We start from the raw sequence: 16,356 nt of genomic DNA on the forward strand, positions 1-16,356 counted from the left end.
TTTCTTCAGCCGCCGGAACAGCCCGTCGTCGCCCGTCAAGTCCTCGGGCCTCTCGTAGCCCGCAAGCAATTGATCCAGAAGTTCAGGTGTCAATGTCGTGGTCGTCATGTGAGCTCCTTTCAGAAGGTAAACTCACAGAAACCTGCTTACACAAGATTACTGACACTCTCGTCGGGCCCACACGACTTCACCGTCCGCGTTCGGCGCATTCGTCGTGTGCACCGCTCGCGTCCACCGCATCCCGCTCCCAACGTTCGTGACGACCGCGAAGCGCCCCTCTTTTCGAGAACGGAACGGTGCGGATTCTGCCGGTGATTTGCGGGCGAGATCAACTGCGACGCATTGGCACGACGGGCACAGTCCCAACGTCATGCCCGCGCTCGGCGCGGGCATGACGTCTTACTTTCTTTTTGACTGATCCCACTCGCGCTCGGCCACGAGAGTGCGTCACAACAAGATCACAAATTTAAGTTGTAGGTCCTTTTCTGAACAGCACGCGAGTGGCACCAGGAACTTTCGGCGCCTGCGGCGATTACCGTTGTGGGATCACGGAGGATGACATGTCCCAGCACCTGACCCGGGCGCAACTGAGCCGAAGTGTTTTCGGCGCTCTTATCGCCATGTTTGTGTTCGTGGCGGTGCTGTTTACTTCCGCGCATCATTTCGCTGGGTGAAAATCCACCCGGCTACAAATCCCAACAACAGGCCGCCAACTACCGGCAAGGGATCGACGCGGTGACCGCACCCCGGTTTTGAGTTCAAACTCTCCGAAAACTACTTCGCCAAGTACCTGTTGAAGAAGGCCGTCAGCTCGCTGAAGTGCTCCATGGTTTCGGGCGCATCGGGATCACCCGCATATTGCGCATGCGACTGCCCTTCGAACACGTGAAGATCGGCACCACGCCGGCCTGACGCAGCTTGCGATGCACCCGCACGGTATTGGACAGGAACAGATCGCGCGTGCCCGATGTCAGAATGGTCGGCAGAAAACCGGTGAGGTCGCCGTAGATCGGCGAAAGCTGCGGATCCTTCAGGTCATGACCATTGGCATAGAGCTTTGCGGCATCGCCGAGCCAGCCATCGTTGCTCACCAGAATGTTGTCGACTTTTTCGTTGGTGAAGAAAGTGTCGCCGGTCTTGGTCATGTCCGACCATGGGGTGCCGGGCGCGGTGGCGCCGGGCAGCGGCAGCCCTTCCGTCCTGGCGCGCAGCACCATCGCAAGCGTCATCCCGCCGCCGGTCGACGTGCCGAAGATCGCCATCTTCTTCGCCTCGTTCGTTTGGGTGACCTCCTTCCACACGGCCATCGCACCATCCATCGCGGCCGGATAGGGAAAATCCGGCGGCATGCGGTAATCAATCGAGATCACCTTGAACTTGCTGAAGCCGGCCATCAGGAACGCTTCACGCGTAGCGGCCTCTCCGGGGGCGAAGACGTAGCCGCCTCCGTGCACATGAACCAGCAGGCGATTGCGGTTCTGTTCGGGAATGTTGTCGGGTGTAAGGATGTAGCAATTCACGCCCGCGATCGTCACTTGCTTGGACTGGACGGCGAACTTTGCTCGCAGGCCCGGCAACGTCTTGTTGATCACCTCGGCGCGCATGTTGATCAGCGCCTTCCATGCGGTGGCATCCTTGGGATGATCGTTCCAGTACGCCGGAAGCGGCGCTCCGATCACCAACTGCTCCTGCGCGCTGACGCCGGCGTTTGGCACCGGGACTTCCTTTGCCGGCACATCCCGGGTGCCAGCCTCGAGCGAAAAAGCTGCCGTCGGCAGCGCGAGGCCGGCGGCCAAAACAGCGAGACGTAATCTGGAGCTCATGATCATCGGTGCCGCCTCCCCTTGGATTGCGTGGGAATTCTTGATTGATCCCTGCGTCGTGCCGCAGACATTAGCGGTTTTCCCGGACGGCTGAAACACTGCACGCACTCCACCCGCGGGAACGGCCGGCGCCGGCAATGCCCCCATCAGCGGTCTGAATGCATGCTATGCTGAGGTTTCCAGGGCGGGGCGCAATTCAAATGCAATTTCCAAAACGGATAGTCGCTCGCTGCTTCGTGCCAAGCGCCGCGATCGCCGGCGTACAGATGCTTGTACTGGCCGCGATCCTGATCCCGCGTCCCACAGTTGCCGCCGAATACGAACTGACGGGCACCTATCAGCTCATCAGTTCGTCCACAAAGCATCTTGAGACGGGTCAGGCCGTGCCTGACGAGAATGCGAAGGGCTTCATCATGTATGGCGCGGACGGCCGCATGCTGGTGCTGATTACATATGGCGACAGGCCCAAGGCGGAAAGCTCAGCGAAGCTGACCGACCACGAGCGTATCCAACTCTTCCGCACGATGCTGGCCTACGGCGGAACGTATGAATTTGACGGCAAGACCGTGGCGCATCACGTCGACATCTGTTCGGACGAAGTCCGCTGCGGGACCACCGTGATCAGAGATGTAACCATGGATGGCGATCGTCTGATTTACATGACCAGGCCTCAGCCAAGTCCGTTCGATGGCAAGATGATCGTCATTACACTGATCTGGCAAAAGCTCAGGTAGCGCGCCACCAAACCAGAGCGTCCGGCCAGAAATCTTTCGGATCGGATCAAACCCGTGCTGCATGAGGGAACACGCGCCCCTATATTATCGTTGAAGGTACGGTGGTTCGGAGAGCCAGATGTCGCGCATCATTCCGCTTGTCGTCGCCGTGCTCGTCAGCCCCTGCTTCGGGAGTCAAGTCTTCGCGCAACTGACTCCACCCGCGGGAACGGCCGGCGCCGGCATGGCACCGATCAACGGCATCCCGTACGGCCCCGCGAATCCCAGGCCGCCTTCCGATCTGAGCGGCATCGGCAACGCCTCAAGTGTGCCGCCGCTCCGCTCCAACGCACCTGCAATCACGGTCCCCCAGGCACCTCTGGCGCCGGTACGCGCCGCCGCACCGCCTTCCTATCCCTACGCATCACAGCAGACGATCAGCGCGCAGGCTGTCGAGCTAAGGCACAAAACACGCCATCGCCGGCCCGGTCACCGGCAGGTCAGCTCGTTCACGGGGATCTGCCGGGGCTGTTAGCGCCGCTCGATCAACGGCCGTACGTTCGCGTTTGCGACGGCCGCGCGCTACGAAAAAGTTCCCGGCCGATCTCGGTGCGAGGGACCGCAAGCCTTGCGGCCCACCGTGCGCTCGTACACACCGCGCGCCGCGGCCGGTTCCTGGCTGCGTAGAAATCGACGGGCGAAATGGTCCGCGACCAGACGAACGCGGCCATCCAACCGAAAACGGTCCAGCCGAGAAATACGTTCAGGGGGGAAATTCGAAGCGCATGTGGATGGGCTCGATCGTAGGCGTCCGCCGTGGGAACGAGATAGAGCATGATGAAAGCAGCGACTAAAATATCGAACATGGCACACCAAAAATGCTGTTCGCGGGCAATCAATGAAATAAAAACGCTCAAATAGACGGTCAGCACCGCACCCGGCCGGTTGCTTGTATCGTCCAAAAGTGGACCAAGGCCGAAAATGAATGGGCCATGTGGCCTTCACACAACAGGTGGATTTTACGGGGTTTCGACCGTCATCCCTGTCCACGGATCCCGCCCCAGGGACGAGCGGCTGCTGTCCTTTTACGACAACATTCGTAGCCAGGTCGAGGCGGAGAGGTATCTCAAGCATCGCTGACGTCTGACACGACCGCGGCTGGCTGACCGTCGCCGGTCAACTCAAATCGAGCCTTACCGCCAAGCCGGCGACGGACGCCATGAGAGATCGTCGGACCACAAATAGATGGCGATGGCCGCCAGGCACAGAACGATGCCGATCCAAAAGATCGGCGAATGATGGATCGGTCGCCGATCGCCAGTGTCCCGATTCCGAAGTTCGTCGCATTTTGCGGAGCCACGTTTCGAACTTCGGAATCGAAAGGACACTGGCAAACCTATTGATCAAGTGTGGGTTTGGTTCGGAAGTCCGCATCACGAACCCGCGGGCGGCAATGACGCGGACTTCTGAACCGCCACACTGGCAGTTGGTTCCATGCCATCACCTCGTCGGCAACACCGAGCGGCGTTGCCGGCTCTTCCTGACGAAGGTTGCTAAATATAGACGCCGAGAAGAGGCAGAATCCGTTGCAGGATCGCCGCGAGACAGATCAGGATCACGAGAAGCTTCAGCAGCTGCGCCAGCCGGCGATCCATGGCAAACCTGTCGATCGCCCAGAAGCAGATGGCGCCGATGACGACAATAATCAGAACACCAATCAAAGCCGAAAGCATCGCGATCCCCCTTTGCCGTGATGGCCCAGTCCATCACTTTACAATGCATAGCACAATGGAAAGCCCGGCTTTGCATTCGATATTGCGCACGATCGATGCGGTCGACAACTTTCTTGCCGTCCGCGAAGGAATATCGCTCTCAGGCTGCGAACCGGCGCTTGCCTTACGCCCCGGCTCGACGCGTCTCTTGATGGCCGAGAGCGCAAGCACTCGAAAGCCTGCTTGCTGTTGAGGAGCCCAGCGTGCTTGCGATCATCCGCATCCCGCATTTCGGGCAAGACGGCCTGTGCGTCGTTTTGGGCATGGCGGCGCATACGCCGACAATCAGCCGCGGGCTGCGGAAAGTCTTACGGGAAGATATCAGCCATGTGGATTAGGACAGTGAAGCTAACCTAATTACTTCGATCCGAAAACGGCGGGCTCCGAATGCCGGCAGCGCAGGCATTCGAACCGCGGCGACGCGCTGCTATCCGTGGACCACACCACCCTGCCGCCATTTACGCTTCATTCATCGTGTCCGTTAGAAAGAGATTCAAGTTTTCTACACATAGTGCCGGCGTTGCCTGACGAGCCTTTCAACGAACTTCATTATGAACCCGGGTCGCGCGCGCATGGCGATCGTCAATCAAACACGCTGCCCGGCCGATTCCGGCAAATTTGAACAGCACGGGACATGTGTTCGCGCTGCCGTGTCAAAATGGCTGAACCGGAAATGGCTGAATCTCCCGGCGATTTCGCTCGCGCTGGCGATCGCAGGCTGTGCGCAAAATCCCGGACCGCACGAGACGGCCGCGAGGCCGCCCCAGGTCAGGACCGCGTCCGCAACTGCTATTACGCCAGCCCGCAGGCACGCCGAACGCACTTACTTGCAAGCGCGAATTCGCCGATTTGATCCGGCGTTGCTCGCGCCACAGCCGGCCCCTGATTGCGAATACAAGAAGTCAGACGTTAAAACCGTCGATCCGGATGAATGGGTCCGCTTGAAAAGCGAGTATGAGCTGCAGTGCTATCGGGAAACCGAAAAAGCCGCGCGTACTCGCCTCGGCCTGCTCCAATCCTCTGTCCGGCACTTGCAAGATTGAGCTGATTTCCAACGCGGATCATCGCCGCAAACGATCGCCGCCGCCCGGCACGGCCGCCGCTGTTTTTATTCCGGTCTAGGCGCATTTATTTCGAAGTGGCCGGCTCCTGTGGGCCACTGGCCCGCTCCTGTATGTCGGCCGGATGACGGCCGCAGCGCGCAAAAATCCATATTTCAGCCCTGTTTTTGCCACGCTGGGTGACAAGGTTTTGTTCGCGATTGCGAAGGTTTGAGATGATTATTGACATAGTTAATTGCGTGAAGAGACATGGAAACGCTTTACGATTTGCTTGGAGCGCTACCGAACGACGACGCTGACAGCCTCCGGGCTGCATTCCGTCAGGCCGTCAAGGGTGCTCACCCCGACATCAATCCGGGAGATCCGTACGCCGCGTTGAAATTTCGGAAGATCGTTCGCGCCAGCGAAATTCTTTTGGATGACGAGCAGCGCGCGGCCTACGACCACCTGCTGGATATTGCCGACAGCGAGCGCAATGACGGGTCGAAGCGCGTCGCCGACACGACGATTTACCAGCTTGCGACCGGCGCGATGACGCTGGCCGCCGTGTCGTTTGTGCTGCTCGTCGGATACATGCTGTTTGGATACGTCAACAACCTCCCCCTCGTAGCGGCGCAGGCGACCGACACGTCGAGAGCCGAGCCGGCAAAGATCGAAACGGCAAGGATCGAAACGGCGAGAATCGAACCGGCAAGGATCGAACCGGAAAAGATCGAACCGGCAAAAATGGTGTTGGCCGAACTGGTCGACGCGCCCGGCTGGACGGGTGACAAGGTCGAGATCGACGGCGGCAGGAAATTTGAAATTCTGAGTTCAATCGAGGAGGCCGGTGCACCAAGCGCCGGCGTATCCGCCGCGAGCGCAGCCAGTCCCCAAATGGATGAAAGCATCCTTCCTGCGCGCGATTTTGCGGCTCGCGATTTTGAACCGGCTAACGCCAACGACTATCGCGAACAGGCCATCTCGGCCTATCGCAACGGCGACCTGTACCTCGCCCTCATCAAGCTCGATCTGGCGATCTCTCTCGATCCCAAGTCGTCGGACGCCTATGTCGACCGCGGCATTGTTCTCCATCGCCTGGGCGATTCGAAGCGCGCTTACGCGGACATCGCCAAAGCCAAGCAAATCGATGACTCGACCAGACGCTAGATTCCACCCGACGACGCCTTGACGCTCCCGTCAGTCTACTTGTGAACCGCATCAAAATACCGATCGGGCGGATACGCGTTCGATAACTGCCCAAGCGTTGGCACCGGCTGCTCAAAATACAGCCGTGCCGGAACCATTGACGCTCGCTAGATTAATCCAATGGGTCCTTGGAGCGACACCTATGGGGCGCTTCGCGCGAGCCCCTCATAGCCTCGCGACATCCACCCGAGGAAGCCCCCGCCGGTTCACGACGGCGGGGGTTTTTCTATCTCAGCGCCCAGCTATTTCTTGATCAGCGGGCAATCGCTCGATGCCAAAGGCTTGGCGGCATCTTCAGGCGAAATCGTCGCGACGAGTTTGTAGTAGTCCCACGGATATTTCGATTCTTCCGGCTTCTTCACCTCGAACAGATAGGCCGGAATGATATGGCGGCCGTCGGCGCGGAGCGACCCCTTGCCGAACAGGGGATCGTCGGTCGGGATTTCCTTCATCTTGGCGACGACCTTGGCGCCGTCATGCGGATTGCCGCCAAGCGCTACCAGCGTCTTCAGGTAATGCATGATGCCGGCGTAATTGCCGGCCTGGTTCATCGACGGCATGGCGTGATTGTTGGCTTTTTCCGCAAACCGCTTGGACCAGGCACGCGTGTTGTCGTTGAGGTCCCAGTAGAACGACTCAGTGAAGGTCAGGCCCTGCGCGGTCTTCAGGCCGAGCGAATGCACGTCGTTGATGAACAGCAAAAGCGCGGCGAGCTTCTGGCCGCCCGCGGTGATGCCGAACTCGGAGGCCTGCTTGATCGTGTTGGTGGTGTCGCCGCCGGCATTGGCAAGGCCAATCACCTTGGCCTTGGACGACTGCGCCTGCAGCAGGAAGGACGAAAAATCGGAGGTGTTGAGCGGGTGCTTGATGCCGCCGAGCACCTTGCCGCCGTCCGCGGTGACCACCGCGGTGGTGTCACGCTCGAGCGCGGCGCCGAAGGCGTAATCGGCGGTGATGAAGAACCAGGTGTCGCCGCCGGCTTTGGTCAGCGCGTTGCCGGTACCGTGGGCGAGCATGTAGGTGTCGTAGGTATAGGAGATGGTATTGGCGTTGCAGGCCTTGCCGGTGAGGTCGGCGCTGGCCGCACCCGAATTGAGCAGGATCGAATTCTTTTCCTTGACAAGGTTGCTGACGGCGAGCGCCACGCCGGAGTTCGGCGTGTCGTCGACCAGATCCACCTGCTCGGTGTCGATCCATTGGCGCGCGATGCTGACGCCGACGTCCGGCTTGTTCTGGTGATCGCCGCTGATCACGCCGATCTTCCAGCCTTTCGCCGCGAGGCCGGAATCCTCCACCGCCATCTTCACCGCCATCACGGTGTTGGGGCCGTTGATGTCCGCGTAGAGGCTCGCCATGTCGCTCAGGACGCCGATCTTGACGACCTTATCGTCGGCCGACGCCGGGGCGGCGAAGCCAATGCCGAGTTCAAATGCTGCAAGTGCAAACAGCGCGGCCGAACGCCCCGCGAATATGAGTTTCATCAAATCCTCCCGTTGCGATGCCGGGCAGCTCTCTTGTACCGAGCATTTATCCCAACGAAGCTTTTCGCCCGGCCCTTGGCCGGGCATCATCTTTCGTTAGCCGCTGTTTCCAATTTCGGCAATGCGCCATTGTGACGGTTCGCCGCGATTTTCGCGCGCGTTGGACCACGCCCTTGCCGGCGTCGCCGGATCTGACGTCGAGAATTCGCCTTGAAAGGTCGCAAGCCTCTATGGGTCCCGCGGGGTTGGCGTGGTGTTGGCGCCGGCGCGCGCCAGCGCCTCGCGGCTGAGCTTGAGGATGCCATCGTTGCGGACGACGGTGTGGTGGATGAAGTCCATGTTGTACAAGACGATCGAACCGATGATCGCAACGACCAGCGCGACCACGACCGGAACCGGAGATGTGTGCTCCATTAGGCCTCCCCCGCCTGCTAGTGCCCACTTTCCGAAGTTCGTGCTCCATCGCCGCACCCACTTCTACGAACTTCGGAAAGGCATGAGCACTAGAAAACTTGTTGGTTCTAGTGCCGCTTTTCTATTTGAAGTTCCTGGATCGAATTCGCCGCTTGCGGTGCAGGAACTTCAAACAGGCGGCACTAGGCGGTATTTATAGCGTGGCACTGGAAACGTGTCATGACCGCCTCACCGGAACTCCACTCCCGCCACTCGGTTGGAAAACCTGCGGTCCACAGGCGGGCTCACGAAGGAGAGATGACATGAAACGGTTGTTGGCTTTGATATGGTTCGCAGCGTTGCTTGGCATCAGCGCGGCCCAAGCAGCCGATGAATGCGGCCCCGGCTGTCACAACGCCGTCAATGGCGGATGCGTCGTGAACGGTTGGGAGACGGGCGCGGTGACCTGGAACGAATGCCCCGCCGGCGCGCATCCAAGGCCGCCATGCGCCCCGCCCTATGTCTGGCGCAAGTACGCCAAGGCGTGTGTCCATCCCGACTAGTGTCCCGTGTGGCTTTGACTCAGAAGTCCGCATAACGAACTCGCGGCGATAATGGTGCGGACTTCTGAACCGCCACACCAGGCGGCCTTCGAAACGAGCGCGAGAACCTCTGCGCTGTCGCCAAGCACAAAAGTGCACCGACATTCTCAAACGTTTTATCCGACGCGCTAAATTGCCGTTCTGTCGAGCTGCCGATCCAACCATCTGCCTGGAACGTGAGCACCCTCCAGGGGTTGGTCCACGCAGGTTGGAGTCCGCGATGTGTTGGAAATGCCAGGAGATCGACAAGGAGATAGGGCACTATCACGGCTTGTCCGCGCGGACGACCGATGAAGGCAGCGTCAAAAGCCTCAATATCCTGATCGCAAAACTGGAAGACGAGAAGAAAGAGCTTCAGATCGCCGAGCCCGACCTGCATGCGAAAACGGCCCCGCCACGCTGAGAACGTGACGAAGCCGTTACCCTTGAAGCCCCGGTTGGCCCCGAGATCGAGGGCACGACATGATAGCAATCATTCAATAGACCAGAAGTTAAGCCGATCCATGCGAACCGGTGCCATTCTGAAACGGTTTTCTGGCCAAATTTAATTCAGTTCTTGTGTCCAATTGTGCGCATTCATTCCCGGCTAAAAAAGCCATGATCCCCCGGCGGCAGGCCCGGCGGATTACATCGATGATGCAAATCCCGGTTGCACTACCGTACAACACCAACAGAGAGTAGCACCGTGTCAACCCGGCAGCGCGTCAAGCAAGTTCATTCCCTGCAGGATCGCCTCGTCTCCTTCGCGGAAGATGCGCGCCAGAAGGCTTCGCTCCTGCCTCCGGGCGCTGAGCAAGAGGCCATGCTCGAAAAAGCGCGTCAGGCCGAAGCTGCGTTGCGCTTCAGCAATTGGGCCAACTCGCCCGGCTTGCAGCCGCCGAAGTGAGAGCGCGGCACTCCGTGTCAGCACGCGCTGACTGAGTGTCGCGGCGAACGTTGTTCGTTTGCATCATCTTCGGTTGAAAAAAGAGGCGGCCGGTAGGGCCGCCTCTTGCATCGCTGTTTTTTAAAAGAACGGATTAGTGCTGGGTCCATGCACCGTAGGGACGGCAGCCGAAGGTCGTCGAATGGCACTCGTAGTCACCCCAGGCGCTCGGCGCCCAGTAGTTGCCTTGCCAGCCTGGACCTGCCCATGGCGAGGTGACGTTGGAGGCGATCACGCCGGCCGTGCCGATCGCAGCACCTGCGATCTCACCAGCGGCATCGGCCGCGCCCACCACCGGATTGGGGGCGCCATGATGGTGCGCATGCATCATGTGATGGGGATGCTTGGCCGCCTGCGCGCCCGCCACCGGAAGCAATGCCGCGCACGCGAAAGCCGCAGCTACGATAGCAATTTTCTTGGGATTCATTTTCTTTTCTCCATGGGTTTTTTCCTCCCCCAAACCCGGGCGCTGTTGTTGTGCCTCTAGGCCTGCGCAAAAACGTTACATCACGATTTCCGTTCCGTACGTGATGCTTAGATAACGAAGTAGTGAGTTCATCGTGAACGTACTGTGCAGCGTTAACTAAAAATGCCCCGGACATTGTCCGGGGCTTTGTTGATCGAGTCAGTTGGTGAGTGATGGCGTCACTGGTGGAGTGGATCTGGGAGCCTATTGCAGAACGCGGCATCGAAGCGGATGTTGATGTTCGAGAGCGAGGTCCATGACTCGCACAGCGCGTGCTTCCGCCTCCTCACGGGCGAAGCTCCCGCATGCACCCGCCCCCTCGCGATGGACTTCGAGCATCACACGCTCGGCGTCCTCGTTCTCCAGTTCAAAAATCTCCGTCAGCACCCGCTCCACGAAATCCATCGGCGTATAGTCGTCGTTCACGAGCTGAACCCTGGACATCGATGAGCCCGTGGCGTCGCCGGATAAAGCCTGGGGTCCCGACCAGCTCACGACGTCACCGCCGCGCGATGCCGCCTGAGCATCCTTGCCGATCCCATGACAGATAAAGGTTGTCGCGTCATACCGCGTCACGCCGTGCTCGTTCATAAGCTCGCCGACGGGTCTGTCCAACAGCGCCACCAGGACATCTGCGCTGTTGACCTCTTCGCAGCCGCTCGACTTCGCGTGATCGACGGCGCGCTCAAGAACGATCTGGAAATGCTCCACCGGGATCCCCTCGTCCCCGTTCAGCCCTTCATCGGACTCGTCCAGATCGAGCGTTCCATCCCACTCGTCCGGATCCAGCGCGTCATCCGGCTCGTCCTGGTCTTGCGTGTACGGCCAATGAGGCATCGACGCCAGTACGGCGCTTCGCAGTTTCGCGAGGTCGACATTGCAAGCCCGCATCACAGGGATGGCGTCGGGATCGTCGAGGAACGCCAGCAGAACGTGCTCGGGCGTGGCTCAGGGGTAAGACTGCTGCTCCGCCATCGCGATCGCGCGCGAAAGCGATTGGCTCAGGTTTTGCGAGAAGACGAGCATCGGATGCTCGGGCTCCGTTCTTGAAACGACTATACCCAGTCGCGACAAAGGAAATCGAGGTCGTCATTCCGGGGCGCATCGAAGATGCGAGCCCGGAATCCATTCCTCCACACATCGCGGCGGCGCCACGGATTCCGGGTTCAGCGCTGCGCGCTGCCCCGGAATGACGCCCCAAGTTGATCACCCCGCCGCCTGCGTGACGACGTCGCGCTGGCGCTTCATGACGATCTTGTTGAGCGCGCCGAGATAGGCCTTTGCGGACGCCACCAGCGTGTCGGGATCGGCGGCGCGCGCGGTCATCGAGCGGCCCTCATGCGCAAGCCGCACCGACACTTCGGCCTGCGCGTCGGTGCCTTCGGTGACGGCGTGGACCTGATAGAGTTCGAGCTTGGCCTCGTGCGGCACCAGCGCCTTGATGCAGTTGAATACCGCATCGACCGGGCCGTTGCCTTCGGCTTCCTCGATTTTGATCTGGCCATCGACATCGAGCTTCATGGTGGCGCGCTGCGGCCCGTGCGTGCCGGCGATCACGGTGAGCGAGGTCAGCTTGATGCGGTCGTGCGAAGCGGCCATCTCCTCGTCGACCAGCGCCTCGATGTCCTCGTCGTAGATATCCTTCTTGCGGTCGGCGAGCGCCTTCATCCGCACAAAGGCATCCTCGATCTGGTTAGCGCCCAGTTTGTAGCCCATCTCTTCCAGCTTGTGCACGAAGGCATGGCGGCCGGAATGCTTGCCGAGCACCAGCGAGGACTGCTTCAGGCCCACCATCTCCGGCCGCATGATCTCGTAGGTCGAAGCATCCTTCAGCACGCCGTCCTGATGGATCCCGCTCTCATGCGCGAAGGCGTTGCGGCCGACGATCGCCTTGTTGTACTGCACCGGGAACGAGGTCGCCGCCGAGACCAGCTTGGAGGCGCGCGTCAGCATCGTGGTGTCGATCTTGTTCCACCACGGAAACTTGTCGTTGCGCACGTTGATCGCCATCACGATCTCTTCGAGCGCGGCATTGCCGGCGCGCTCGCCGATGCCGTTGACGGTGCATTCGATCTGGCGCGCGCCGCCGGCGACACCGGCGAGCGAATTCGCCACCGCCATGCCGAGGTCGTTGTGGCAATGCACCGAGAATACCGCCTTGTCGGAGTTCGGCACCCGCTCGATCAGCGTCCGCATGAAGTGGGTGTATTCTTCCGGAACGGTGTAACCAACCGTATCGGGGATATTGACCGTGGTGGCGCCGGCCTTGATGACGGCCTCGACGATGCGGCAAAGGAATTCCATCTCGGAGCGGGTGCCGTCTTCGGCCGACCATTCGACGTCGTCGATCTGGTTGCGGGCGCGGGTGACGTTGGCAATCGACGTTTCGATCACCTTCTCCGGCGTCATGTTCAGTTTCACGCGCATGTGCAGCGGCGAGGTCGCGATCACCGTATGCACCCGGCCGCGTTTGGCGAACTTCACGGCTTCGGCGCAGCGATCGATGTCCTTCGGATGGGCGCGGGCGAGGCCCGCGATGACCGCGTTCTTGGAGCGGCGGGCGATCTCGCTGACCGCCTGGAAATCGCCTTCGCTCGTGATCGGAAAACCGGCCTCGATGACGTCGACGCCCATGTCATCGAGCATCTCGGCGACCTCGAGCTTTTCCTCGAAGGTCATGGTGGCGCCGGGGCATTGTTCGCCGTCACGCAAGGTGGTGTCGAATATAACTACGCGGTCCTTTTCGGACTTTTTGGCGGAGGTCATTGGCTTCTCTTCCTTTTGGGTCGGTCGCGCGGCATCTGGTGGAGCGCTTCAAGGGGTTTTTGGTGCTATCGGTACAAACCCCTGAGTGCCCAGGCGCAATCGCCCAGACGGCCCTCAGGGGCCGATAAGAAGCTGAAGCCCGATAATGAGGGTGGGCAGGGACGCAGGCGCCGTCGCCGGGGTACGGACGGCATCGGCCATCCCACCCTGAACTCCAACGTTTTCGCCGCGAATCAGCATTGCCGGACCCTTTAAAGCGGTAATCTCGGTCAAAACCATTGACGCTTGGTTGCCGGGACCCTCGCTCTTACTGCCGTTCTAGACGAGTTTGGCGGGAAGCCGCAACGCCAAAAGATAGTCAGCATGGGTGACCTAATCTAGCCGTCATTCCGGGGCGCGCGTGAGCGCGAGCCCGGAATCCATTTTCCCAGTATTCCAGCGGCACACCATGGATTCCGGGCCTGCGCCTGACGGCGCATCCCGGAATGACGAAGAGCCGGTCAGGATTACCGCAGCGCCACGATCATCGCCTGCCGGTTGACCGCGGCCTGCAATTGCACCTCGCCGAGACCGACCGCGAACAAGCTCGGCTTCCCGGATCGTCTTATTTACCGCCCTTGCGGGCGGAGCGCGGGGTTGCCGATTTCGTGGCGGCTTCCGGTGGCTTGACAGCGACCTGCGCAACCTCGCGCAGCGTGACGATCTGCGCCTGCTGATTGACGGCGGCTTTTGGATTGTTGGCGTCCTGCAATTGCTCCTCGCCGAGGCCGACTGCCAGGACGCGCTTGGACGAAATCTTGAAGGTCATCAGCAGCGCGTCGCGGATCGCTTCGGCCCGGCGCTGGCTCAGCGCAAGATTATTTTCGCGCCGGCCGTTGGCTTCCACACGGCCGACGATGAGGAACGTGAACGACATCAGCGCCGGATTGGTCAGCGCATCCGCGATACGCCCGAGCGTGCGATAGGACTCCGGCCGGATCACCGGCGTGTCCGGATTGAACTGAATGTCGACGCTGACGTGGGGCAGCTTGTTGAGCTCGGGCGCAACCAATGGACGCTTGAGCGCGATCGCATCCGCCTTGGCTTTGATGCGATCGGTGACCTGCTGCCGCAGCGCCGGCACTTCCAGATCCGAAGGCGCCTCGAGGCCGGCGAGCACGCCGACCATCGCCTCCATCGTCGGCCCCTCCTGCGACAGGGCTGACGGAGCCGGCAACATGGCGATCCACAGCCCGGCCGTGAGCGGAAGAAACCGGCGCGCGAGTCGAGGGCGTGGCATCAGCGATACCCCGCCTCCGTCAGCGCCTTGTTGCATGCGACGCTCAAGCCGCGGGTCGGCGCCTTCAACAGGCAGTCGATGGTCTCGCCGGGTTTGGCCTCGGCGTCCGCGCAAATCTTCTGCTTCTCGCGTAAGCAGAGCTTGCCGACCGCCCCATGCGCGGCCACGCGCTTTTGGATCGCATCGAACGCCCTGACGTAATCGGTGCGGCACTGAGCGGAGACGCTATCCTGATTGCGGGTCAAACACTCTTTGAGCCGCTGCGCGTCGAGGCTGAGGCCCAGGCAGTTGGCGTCGATATCTTTGCCGCAGCTTTCCGCCAATATCGCGGTGGCGTTTTCGAAGCTCATGGTTTCGGCCAAGGCTGGCGACACGACAGGTGACATGGCTGGCGATGCCGCGATGACAGCGGCCAGGAGCGCAAATGACCCAGTCTTGACCATGGCGCCATCTGAATGGTGGCGCTGCCTAGCGTCAAGACCGCAATAGGGCGCAAGTTGTGCTTAACGCCGGGGTCAGGCCGCCCTATGGCCGCGCCTGTTATGGCGTCAGGCAGCGGACATATCGCCGCCCGTCCGGGGCCTGCTCGACGCGCGTATGCGGACAGGTCACGTACCTTCCCGTATTAACGGTGTAGGTCTGTGACGGATAGGGCTGGACCGAATGCTGGGGGTTGCTTTCGAGCCATCCGGCGGCGCCGACGCCGGCGAAAACCCGGTCGGCGGCGAAATTGCCGGGAAAGCCGCCATTGGTCGGGAGATCGCGCTGGTCGTCGCGATTGTCGTAAAAGAAAAAGCTCGCGGTATTGCCATTGTTGTAGCGCCGCCCTTCGCCATAGGTCTGGGCCGAGGCGCTGGACACCGACGCGACAAGAGCGGCCGCCAAGATCGCCGTTTTCAAAAGAGGCCGCATCACCAGCCCACCACTGGCGGCTTCGCCGTTCCCCAGTCGCCCTTCCATCCGGTCAGCCTTCCCCTTCGAAATTGCAGATAAAGCCCGTCGCTTCGGATCGTCAGCGCGCTGCCCTTGACGTTGGGCAGAGCGAGCAGGAGTTCGCTGCCGGGACGGCCGCGAACATAGCTCAAGGGCACGCCCAGCGCGGCCGAGGCCTCCTCAGCGCTCATGCCGAAACTGAGCGGGGCGCCGGTTGCCAGCGTCGGTTGTGCTTTGTAGGAGGCGCAAGCCCCGGACAGGCTCGCCAGCGTGAGCGCGCCCGTCACCAAACCGACATTCAGGCATTGCATCACAGGGCCGAAGCGTTTTGGCATTCCGATAGGTCCGTCTTATGAGGGCTTCACTGATGTTAGATTCAAAGGAGGCGTTGCACAATAACATCAGGTCGATCTGCACTGTTGTCATGTCAGCTCAATCGCTTGACATCCATGCAGCCGCATTTAGAAACGATTAAGCCCTCCCGAGCATAGTGGGTTTGAAGGCTCTCAACGGCACGGCGGTAGCCAAGGCGCCTTCCAGATCGCTCATCCGAGCAATCTTGTAAAAACCTGCTTCTAAAGACCAGCGCAACCACCCCGAGACCCTTTATTTTTAGGGGGTCTCACCTCTTTGAGACGAGGACGCGCCGTCTATGCGACAGGATCAGTGGAAGTCCCAGGTACTTCAGGAATGGGATCGTTGGCTGCAGGCCCAGCCGATCGACCCGTCATCGCCGACTGCCCGCGATAGCTTGAAATTTTTCTGCGAGCTTCAGGATAGAAGCTCCCCGCTGTTGGATTTCCGCCCCGGCAGGCGGGACAAGTGGCAGATCATCCATGCCTGGTTGCACCATGCGGGGCGCGTGGCCGATTGAGGCTCATGGCGTTTTCGAGCGACGCATGCCCTCGGACTCGATCCGAGGGTGAAAACCGGTTCGCGTCGCAATCGAGTTTA

The 16,356-nt window shown here is 60.6% G+C and carries 20 protein-coding genes and 2 pseudogenes; 9 read left to right on the forward strand and 13 right to left on the reverse strand.

Annotation, left to right across the window (positions count from 1 at the left end):
* Positions 1–774 precede the first annotated feature (774 nt).
* A pseudogene (locus ABSE61_RS09795) lies at positions 775–1,829 on the reverse strand (alpha/beta hydrolase).
* A gap of 194 nt (positions 1,830–2,023) precedes the next feature.
* Between ABSE61_RS09795 and ABSE61_RS09800 the strand changes: the two are divergent.
* Both ABSE61_RS09800 and ABSE61_RS09805 read left to right on the forward strand, forming a co-directional pair.
* On the forward strand, positions 2,024–2,557 hold the full coding sequence (locus ABSE61_RS09800) for a lipocalin-like domain-containing protein (RefSeq protein WP_423870896.1): 534 nt from the start codon (positions 2,024–2,026) through the stop codon (positions 2,555–2,557).
* A 118-nt stretch (positions 2,558–2,675) separates the two neighbouring features.
* Positions 2,676–3,071, forward strand: coding sequence for a hypothetical protein (locus ABSE61_RS09805; protein ID WP_423870897.1), 396 nt, complete (start codon positions 2,676–2,678; stop codon positions 3,069–3,071).
* 10 nt (positions 3,072–3,081) lie between these two features.
* Here ABSE61_RS09805 and ABSE61_RS09810 read toward each other — a convergent pair whose 3' ends face one another.
* Together ABSE61_RS09810 and ABSE61_RS09815 are read right to left on the reverse strand one after the other, a co-directional pair.
* Entirely contained in the window at positions 3,082–3,402 is a 321-nt protein-coding gene (locus tag ABSE61_RS09810; protein ID WP_423870898.1) for a superinfection immunity protein, read from the reverse strand.
* Between the two features lie 687 nt (positions 3,403–4,089).
* Complete coding sequence (locus tag ABSE61_RS09815) at positions 4,090–4,269, reverse strand: hypothetical protein (protein WP_423870899.1); 180 nt, start codon at positions 4,267–4,269, stop codon at positions 4,090–4,092.
* A 242-nt stretch (positions 4,270–4,511) separates the two neighbouring features.
* Here ABSE61_RS09815 and ABSE61_RS09820 point away from each other — a divergent pair, with 242 nt between their 5' ends.
* The 3 genes from ABSE61_RS09820 (at position 4,512) to ABSE61_RS09830 (ending at position 6,518) form a co-directional block, all read left to right on the forward strand.
* Entirely contained in the window at positions 4,512–4,646 is a 135-nt protein-coding gene (locus tag ABSE61_RS09820; protein WP_423870900.1) for a hypothetical protein, read from the forward strand.
* Positions 4,647–4,880: 234 nt separating this feature from the next.
* Complete coding sequence (locus ABSE61_RS09825) at positions 4,881–5,351, forward strand: hypothetical protein (protein WP_423870901.1); 471 nt, start codon at positions 4,881–4,883, stop codon at positions 5,349–5,351.
* A 267-nt stretch (positions 5,352–5,618) separates the two neighbouring features.
* Positions 5,619–6,518, forward strand: coding sequence for a J domain-containing protein (locus ABSE61_RS09830; protein ID WP_423870902.1), 900 nt, complete (start codon positions 5,619–5,621; stop codon positions 6,516–6,518).
* Between the two features lie 281 nt (positions 6,519–6,799).
* On the opposite strand, the gene ABSE61_RS09835 is transcribed toward ABSE61_RS09830, so the two are convergent.
* Together ABSE61_RS09835 and ABSE61_RS09840 are read right to left on the reverse strand one after the other, a co-directional pair.
* Complete coding sequence (locus ABSE61_RS09835; protein WP_423870903.1) at positions 6,800–8,038, reverse strand: ABC transporter substrate-binding protein; 1,239 nt, start codon at positions 8,036–8,038, stop codon at positions 6,800–6,802.
* A 228-nt stretch (positions 8,039–8,266) separates the two neighbouring features.
* Positions 8,267–8,452, reverse strand: coding sequence for a hypothetical protein (locus tag ABSE61_RS09840; RefSeq protein ID WP_423870904.1), 186 nt, complete (start codon positions 8,450–8,452; stop codon positions 8,267–8,269).
* Between the two features lie 302 nt (positions 8,453–8,754).
* Between ABSE61_RS09840 and ABSE61_RS09845 the strand changes: the two genes are divergently transcribed.
* The 3 genes from ABSE61_RS09845 to ABSE61_RS09855 all read left to right on the forward strand — a co-directional run bounded on the left by ABSE61_RS09845 (position 8,755) and on the right by ABSE61_RS09855 (position 9,919).
* On the forward strand, positions 8,755–8,994 hold the full coding sequence (locus ABSE61_RS09845) for a hypothetical protein (protein WP_423870905.1): 240 nt from the start codon (positions 8,755–8,757) through the stop codon (positions 8,992–8,994).
* Positions 8,995–9,253: 259 nt separating this feature from the next.
* Positions 9,254–9,436 (forward strand): hypothetical protein, encoded by a 183-nt coding sequence (locus tag ABSE61_RS09850; protein ID WP_423870906.1) that lies wholly within the window; start codon positions 9,254–9,256, stop codon positions 9,434–9,436.
* Positions 9,437–9,718: 282 nt separating this feature from the next.
* Complete coding sequence (locus tag ABSE61_RS09855; RefSeq protein WP_423870907.1) at positions 9,719–9,919, forward strand: hypothetical protein; 201 nt, start codon at positions 9,719–9,721, stop codon at positions 9,917–9,919.
* 133 nt (positions 9,920–10,052) lie between these two features.
* Here ABSE61_RS09855 and ABSE61_RS09860 read toward each other — a convergent pair whose 3' ends face one another.
* The 8 genes and pseudogenes from ABSE61_RS09860 to ABSE61_RS09895 form a co-directional block, all read right to left on the reverse strand.
* On the reverse strand, positions 10,053–10,385 hold the full coding sequence (locus tag ABSE61_RS09860) for a hypothetical protein (protein ID WP_423870908.1): 333 nt from the start codon (positions 10,383–10,385) through the stop codon (positions 10,053–10,055).
* A gap of 243 nt (positions 10,386–10,628) precedes the next feature.
* Complete coding sequence (locus tag ABSE61_RS37125) at positions 10,629–11,015, reverse strand: ATP-dependent Clp protease adaptor ClpS (RefSeq protein WP_490338366.1); 387 nt, start codon at positions 11,013–11,015, stop codon at positions 10,629–10,631.
* Positions 11,016–11,033: 18 nt separating this feature from the next.
* A pseudogene (locus tag ABSE61_RS37130) lies at positions 11,034–11,357 on the reverse strand (Clp protease N-terminal domain-containing protein); the annotation flags it as partial.
* A gap of 273 nt (positions 11,358–11,630) precedes the next feature.
* Positions 11,631–13,190, reverse strand: a complete 1,560-nt coding sequence (locus tag ABSE61_RS09875; protein WP_423870909.1) for a 2-isopropylmalate synthase — start codon at positions 13,188–13,190, stop codon at positions 11,631–11,633.
* A 604-nt stretch (positions 13,191–13,794) separates the two neighbouring features.
* A complete protein-coding gene (locus ABSE61_RS09880) occupies positions 13,795–14,469 on the reverse strand; it encodes an OmpA family protein (RefSeq protein WP_423870910.1) in 675 nt (224 codons plus the stop codon).
* Positions 14,469–14,912: a hypothetical protein gene (locus tag ABSE61_RS09885; RefSeq protein ID WP_423870911.1), complete on the reverse strand. Its 444-nt coding sequence runs from the start codon at positions 14,910–14,912 to the stop codon at positions 14,469–14,471. Before ABSE61_RS09885 ends, ABSE61_RS09880 begins: the two co-directional genes overlap by 1 nt.
* A gap of 97 nt (positions 14,913–15,009) precedes the next feature.
* The gene (locus ABSE61_RS09890) at positions 15,010–15,429 is read right to left on the reverse strand and encodes a BA14K family protein (RefSeq protein WP_423870912.1); all 420 of its coding nucleotides are present in this window, start codon (positions 15,427–15,429) and stop codon (positions 15,010–15,012) included.
* Positions 15,381–15,737 carry a hypothetical protein gene (locus ABSE61_RS09895; protein WP_423870913.1) on the reverse strand — a complete coding sequence of 119 codons (357 nt, stop codon included), beginning with the start codon at positions 15,735–15,737 and terminating at the stop codon, positions 15,381–15,383. The genes ABSE61_RS09890 and ABSE61_RS09895 overlap by 49 nt, the downstream gene beginning before the upstream one ends.
* A gap of 317 nt (positions 15,738–16,054) precedes the next feature.
* On the opposite strand from ABSE61_RS09895, the gene ABSE61_RS09900 reads away from it, so the two are divergent.
* A complete protein-coding gene (locus tag ABSE61_RS09900; protein ID WP_423870914.1) occupies positions 16,055–16,276 on the forward strand; it encodes a hypothetical protein in 222 nt (73 codons plus the stop codon).
* The last annotated feature ends 80 nt before the right edge of the window (positions 16,277–16,356 follow it).

The sequence above is a fragment of the Bradyrhizobium sp. genome (assembly GCF_049519115.1).
Taxonomy (GTDB): domain Bacteria; phylum Pseudomonadota; class Alphaproteobacteria; order Rhizobiales; family Xanthobacteraceae; genus Bradyrhizobium.

Bases quoted from the DNA above. Each gene is read 5' to 3' on its own strand.
- ABSE61_RS09880 (WP_423870910.1), bottom strand. From the start codon at position 14,469: ATGCCACGCCCTCGACTCGCGCGCCGGTTTCTTCCGCTCACGGCCGGG.
- ABSE61_RS09810 (WP_423870898.1), bottom strand. From the start codon at position 3,402: ATGTTCGATATTTTAGTCGCTGCTTTCATCATGCTCTATCTCGTTCCC.
- ABSE61_RS09895 (WP_423870913.1), bottom strand. From the start codon at position 15,737: ATGCCAAAACGCTTCGGCCCTGTGATGCAATGCCTGAATGTCGGTTTG.
- ABSE61_RS09815 (WP_423870899.1), bottom strand. From the start codon at position 4,269: ATGCTTTCGGCTTTGATTGGTGTTCTGATTATTGTCGTCATCGGCGCC.
- ABSE61_RS09885 (WP_423870911.1), bottom strand. From the start codon at position 14,912: ATGGTCAAGACTGGGTCATTTGCGCTCCTGGCCGCTGTCATCGCGGCA.
- ABSE61_RS09830 (WP_423870902.1), top strand. From the start codon at position 5,619: ATGGAAACGCTTTACGATTTGCTTGGAGCGCTACCGAACGACGACGCT.
- ABSE61_RS09800 (WP_423870896.1), top strand. From the start codon at position 2,024: ATGCAATTTCCAAAACGGATAGTCGCTCGCTGCTTCGTGCCAAGCGCC.
- ABSE61_RS09850 (WP_423870906.1), top strand. From the start codon at position 9,254: ATGTGTTGGAAATGCCAGGAGATCGACAAGGAGATAGGGCACTATCAC.
- ABSE61_RS37125 (WP_490338366.1), bottom strand. From the start codon at position 11,015: ATGAACGAGCACGGCGTGACGCGGTATGACGCGACAACCTTTATCTGT.
- ABSE61_RS09805 (WP_423870897.1), top strand. From the start codon at position 2,676: ATGTCGCGCATCATTCCGCTTGTCGTCGCCGTGCTCGTCAGCCCCTGC.
- ABSE61_RS09835 (WP_423870903.1), bottom strand. From the start codon at position 8,038: ATGAAACTCATATTCGCGGGGCGTTCGGCCGCGCTGTTTGCACTTGCA.
- ABSE61_RS09875 (WP_423870909.1), bottom strand. From the start codon at position 13,190: ATGACCTCCGCCAAAAAGTCCGAAAAGGACCGCGTAGTTATATTCGAC.
- ABSE61_RS09825 (WP_423870901.1), top strand. From the start codon at position 4,881: ATGGCGATCGTCAATCAAACACGCTGCCCGGCCGATTCCGGCAAATTT.
- ABSE61_RS09860 (WP_423870908.1), bottom strand. From the start codon at position 10,385: ATGAATCCCAAGAAAATTGCTATCGTAGCTGCGGCTTTCGCGTGCGCG.
- ABSE61_RS09890 (WP_423870912.1), bottom strand. From the start codon at position 15,429: ATGGAAGGGCGACTGGGGAACGGCGAAGCCGCCAGTGGTGGGCTGGTG.
- ABSE61_RS09840 (WP_423870904.1), bottom strand. From the start codon at position 8,452: ATGGAGCACACATCTCCGGTTCCGGTCGTGGTCGCGCTGGTCGTTGCG.
- ABSE61_RS09900 (WP_423870914.1), top strand. From the start codon at position 16,055: ATGCGACAGGATCAGTGGAAGTCCCAGGTACTTCAGGAATGGGATCGT.
- ABSE61_RS09845 (WP_423870905.1), top strand. From the start codon at position 8,755: ATGAAACGGTTGTTGGCTTTGATATGGTTCGCAGCGTTGCTTGGCATC.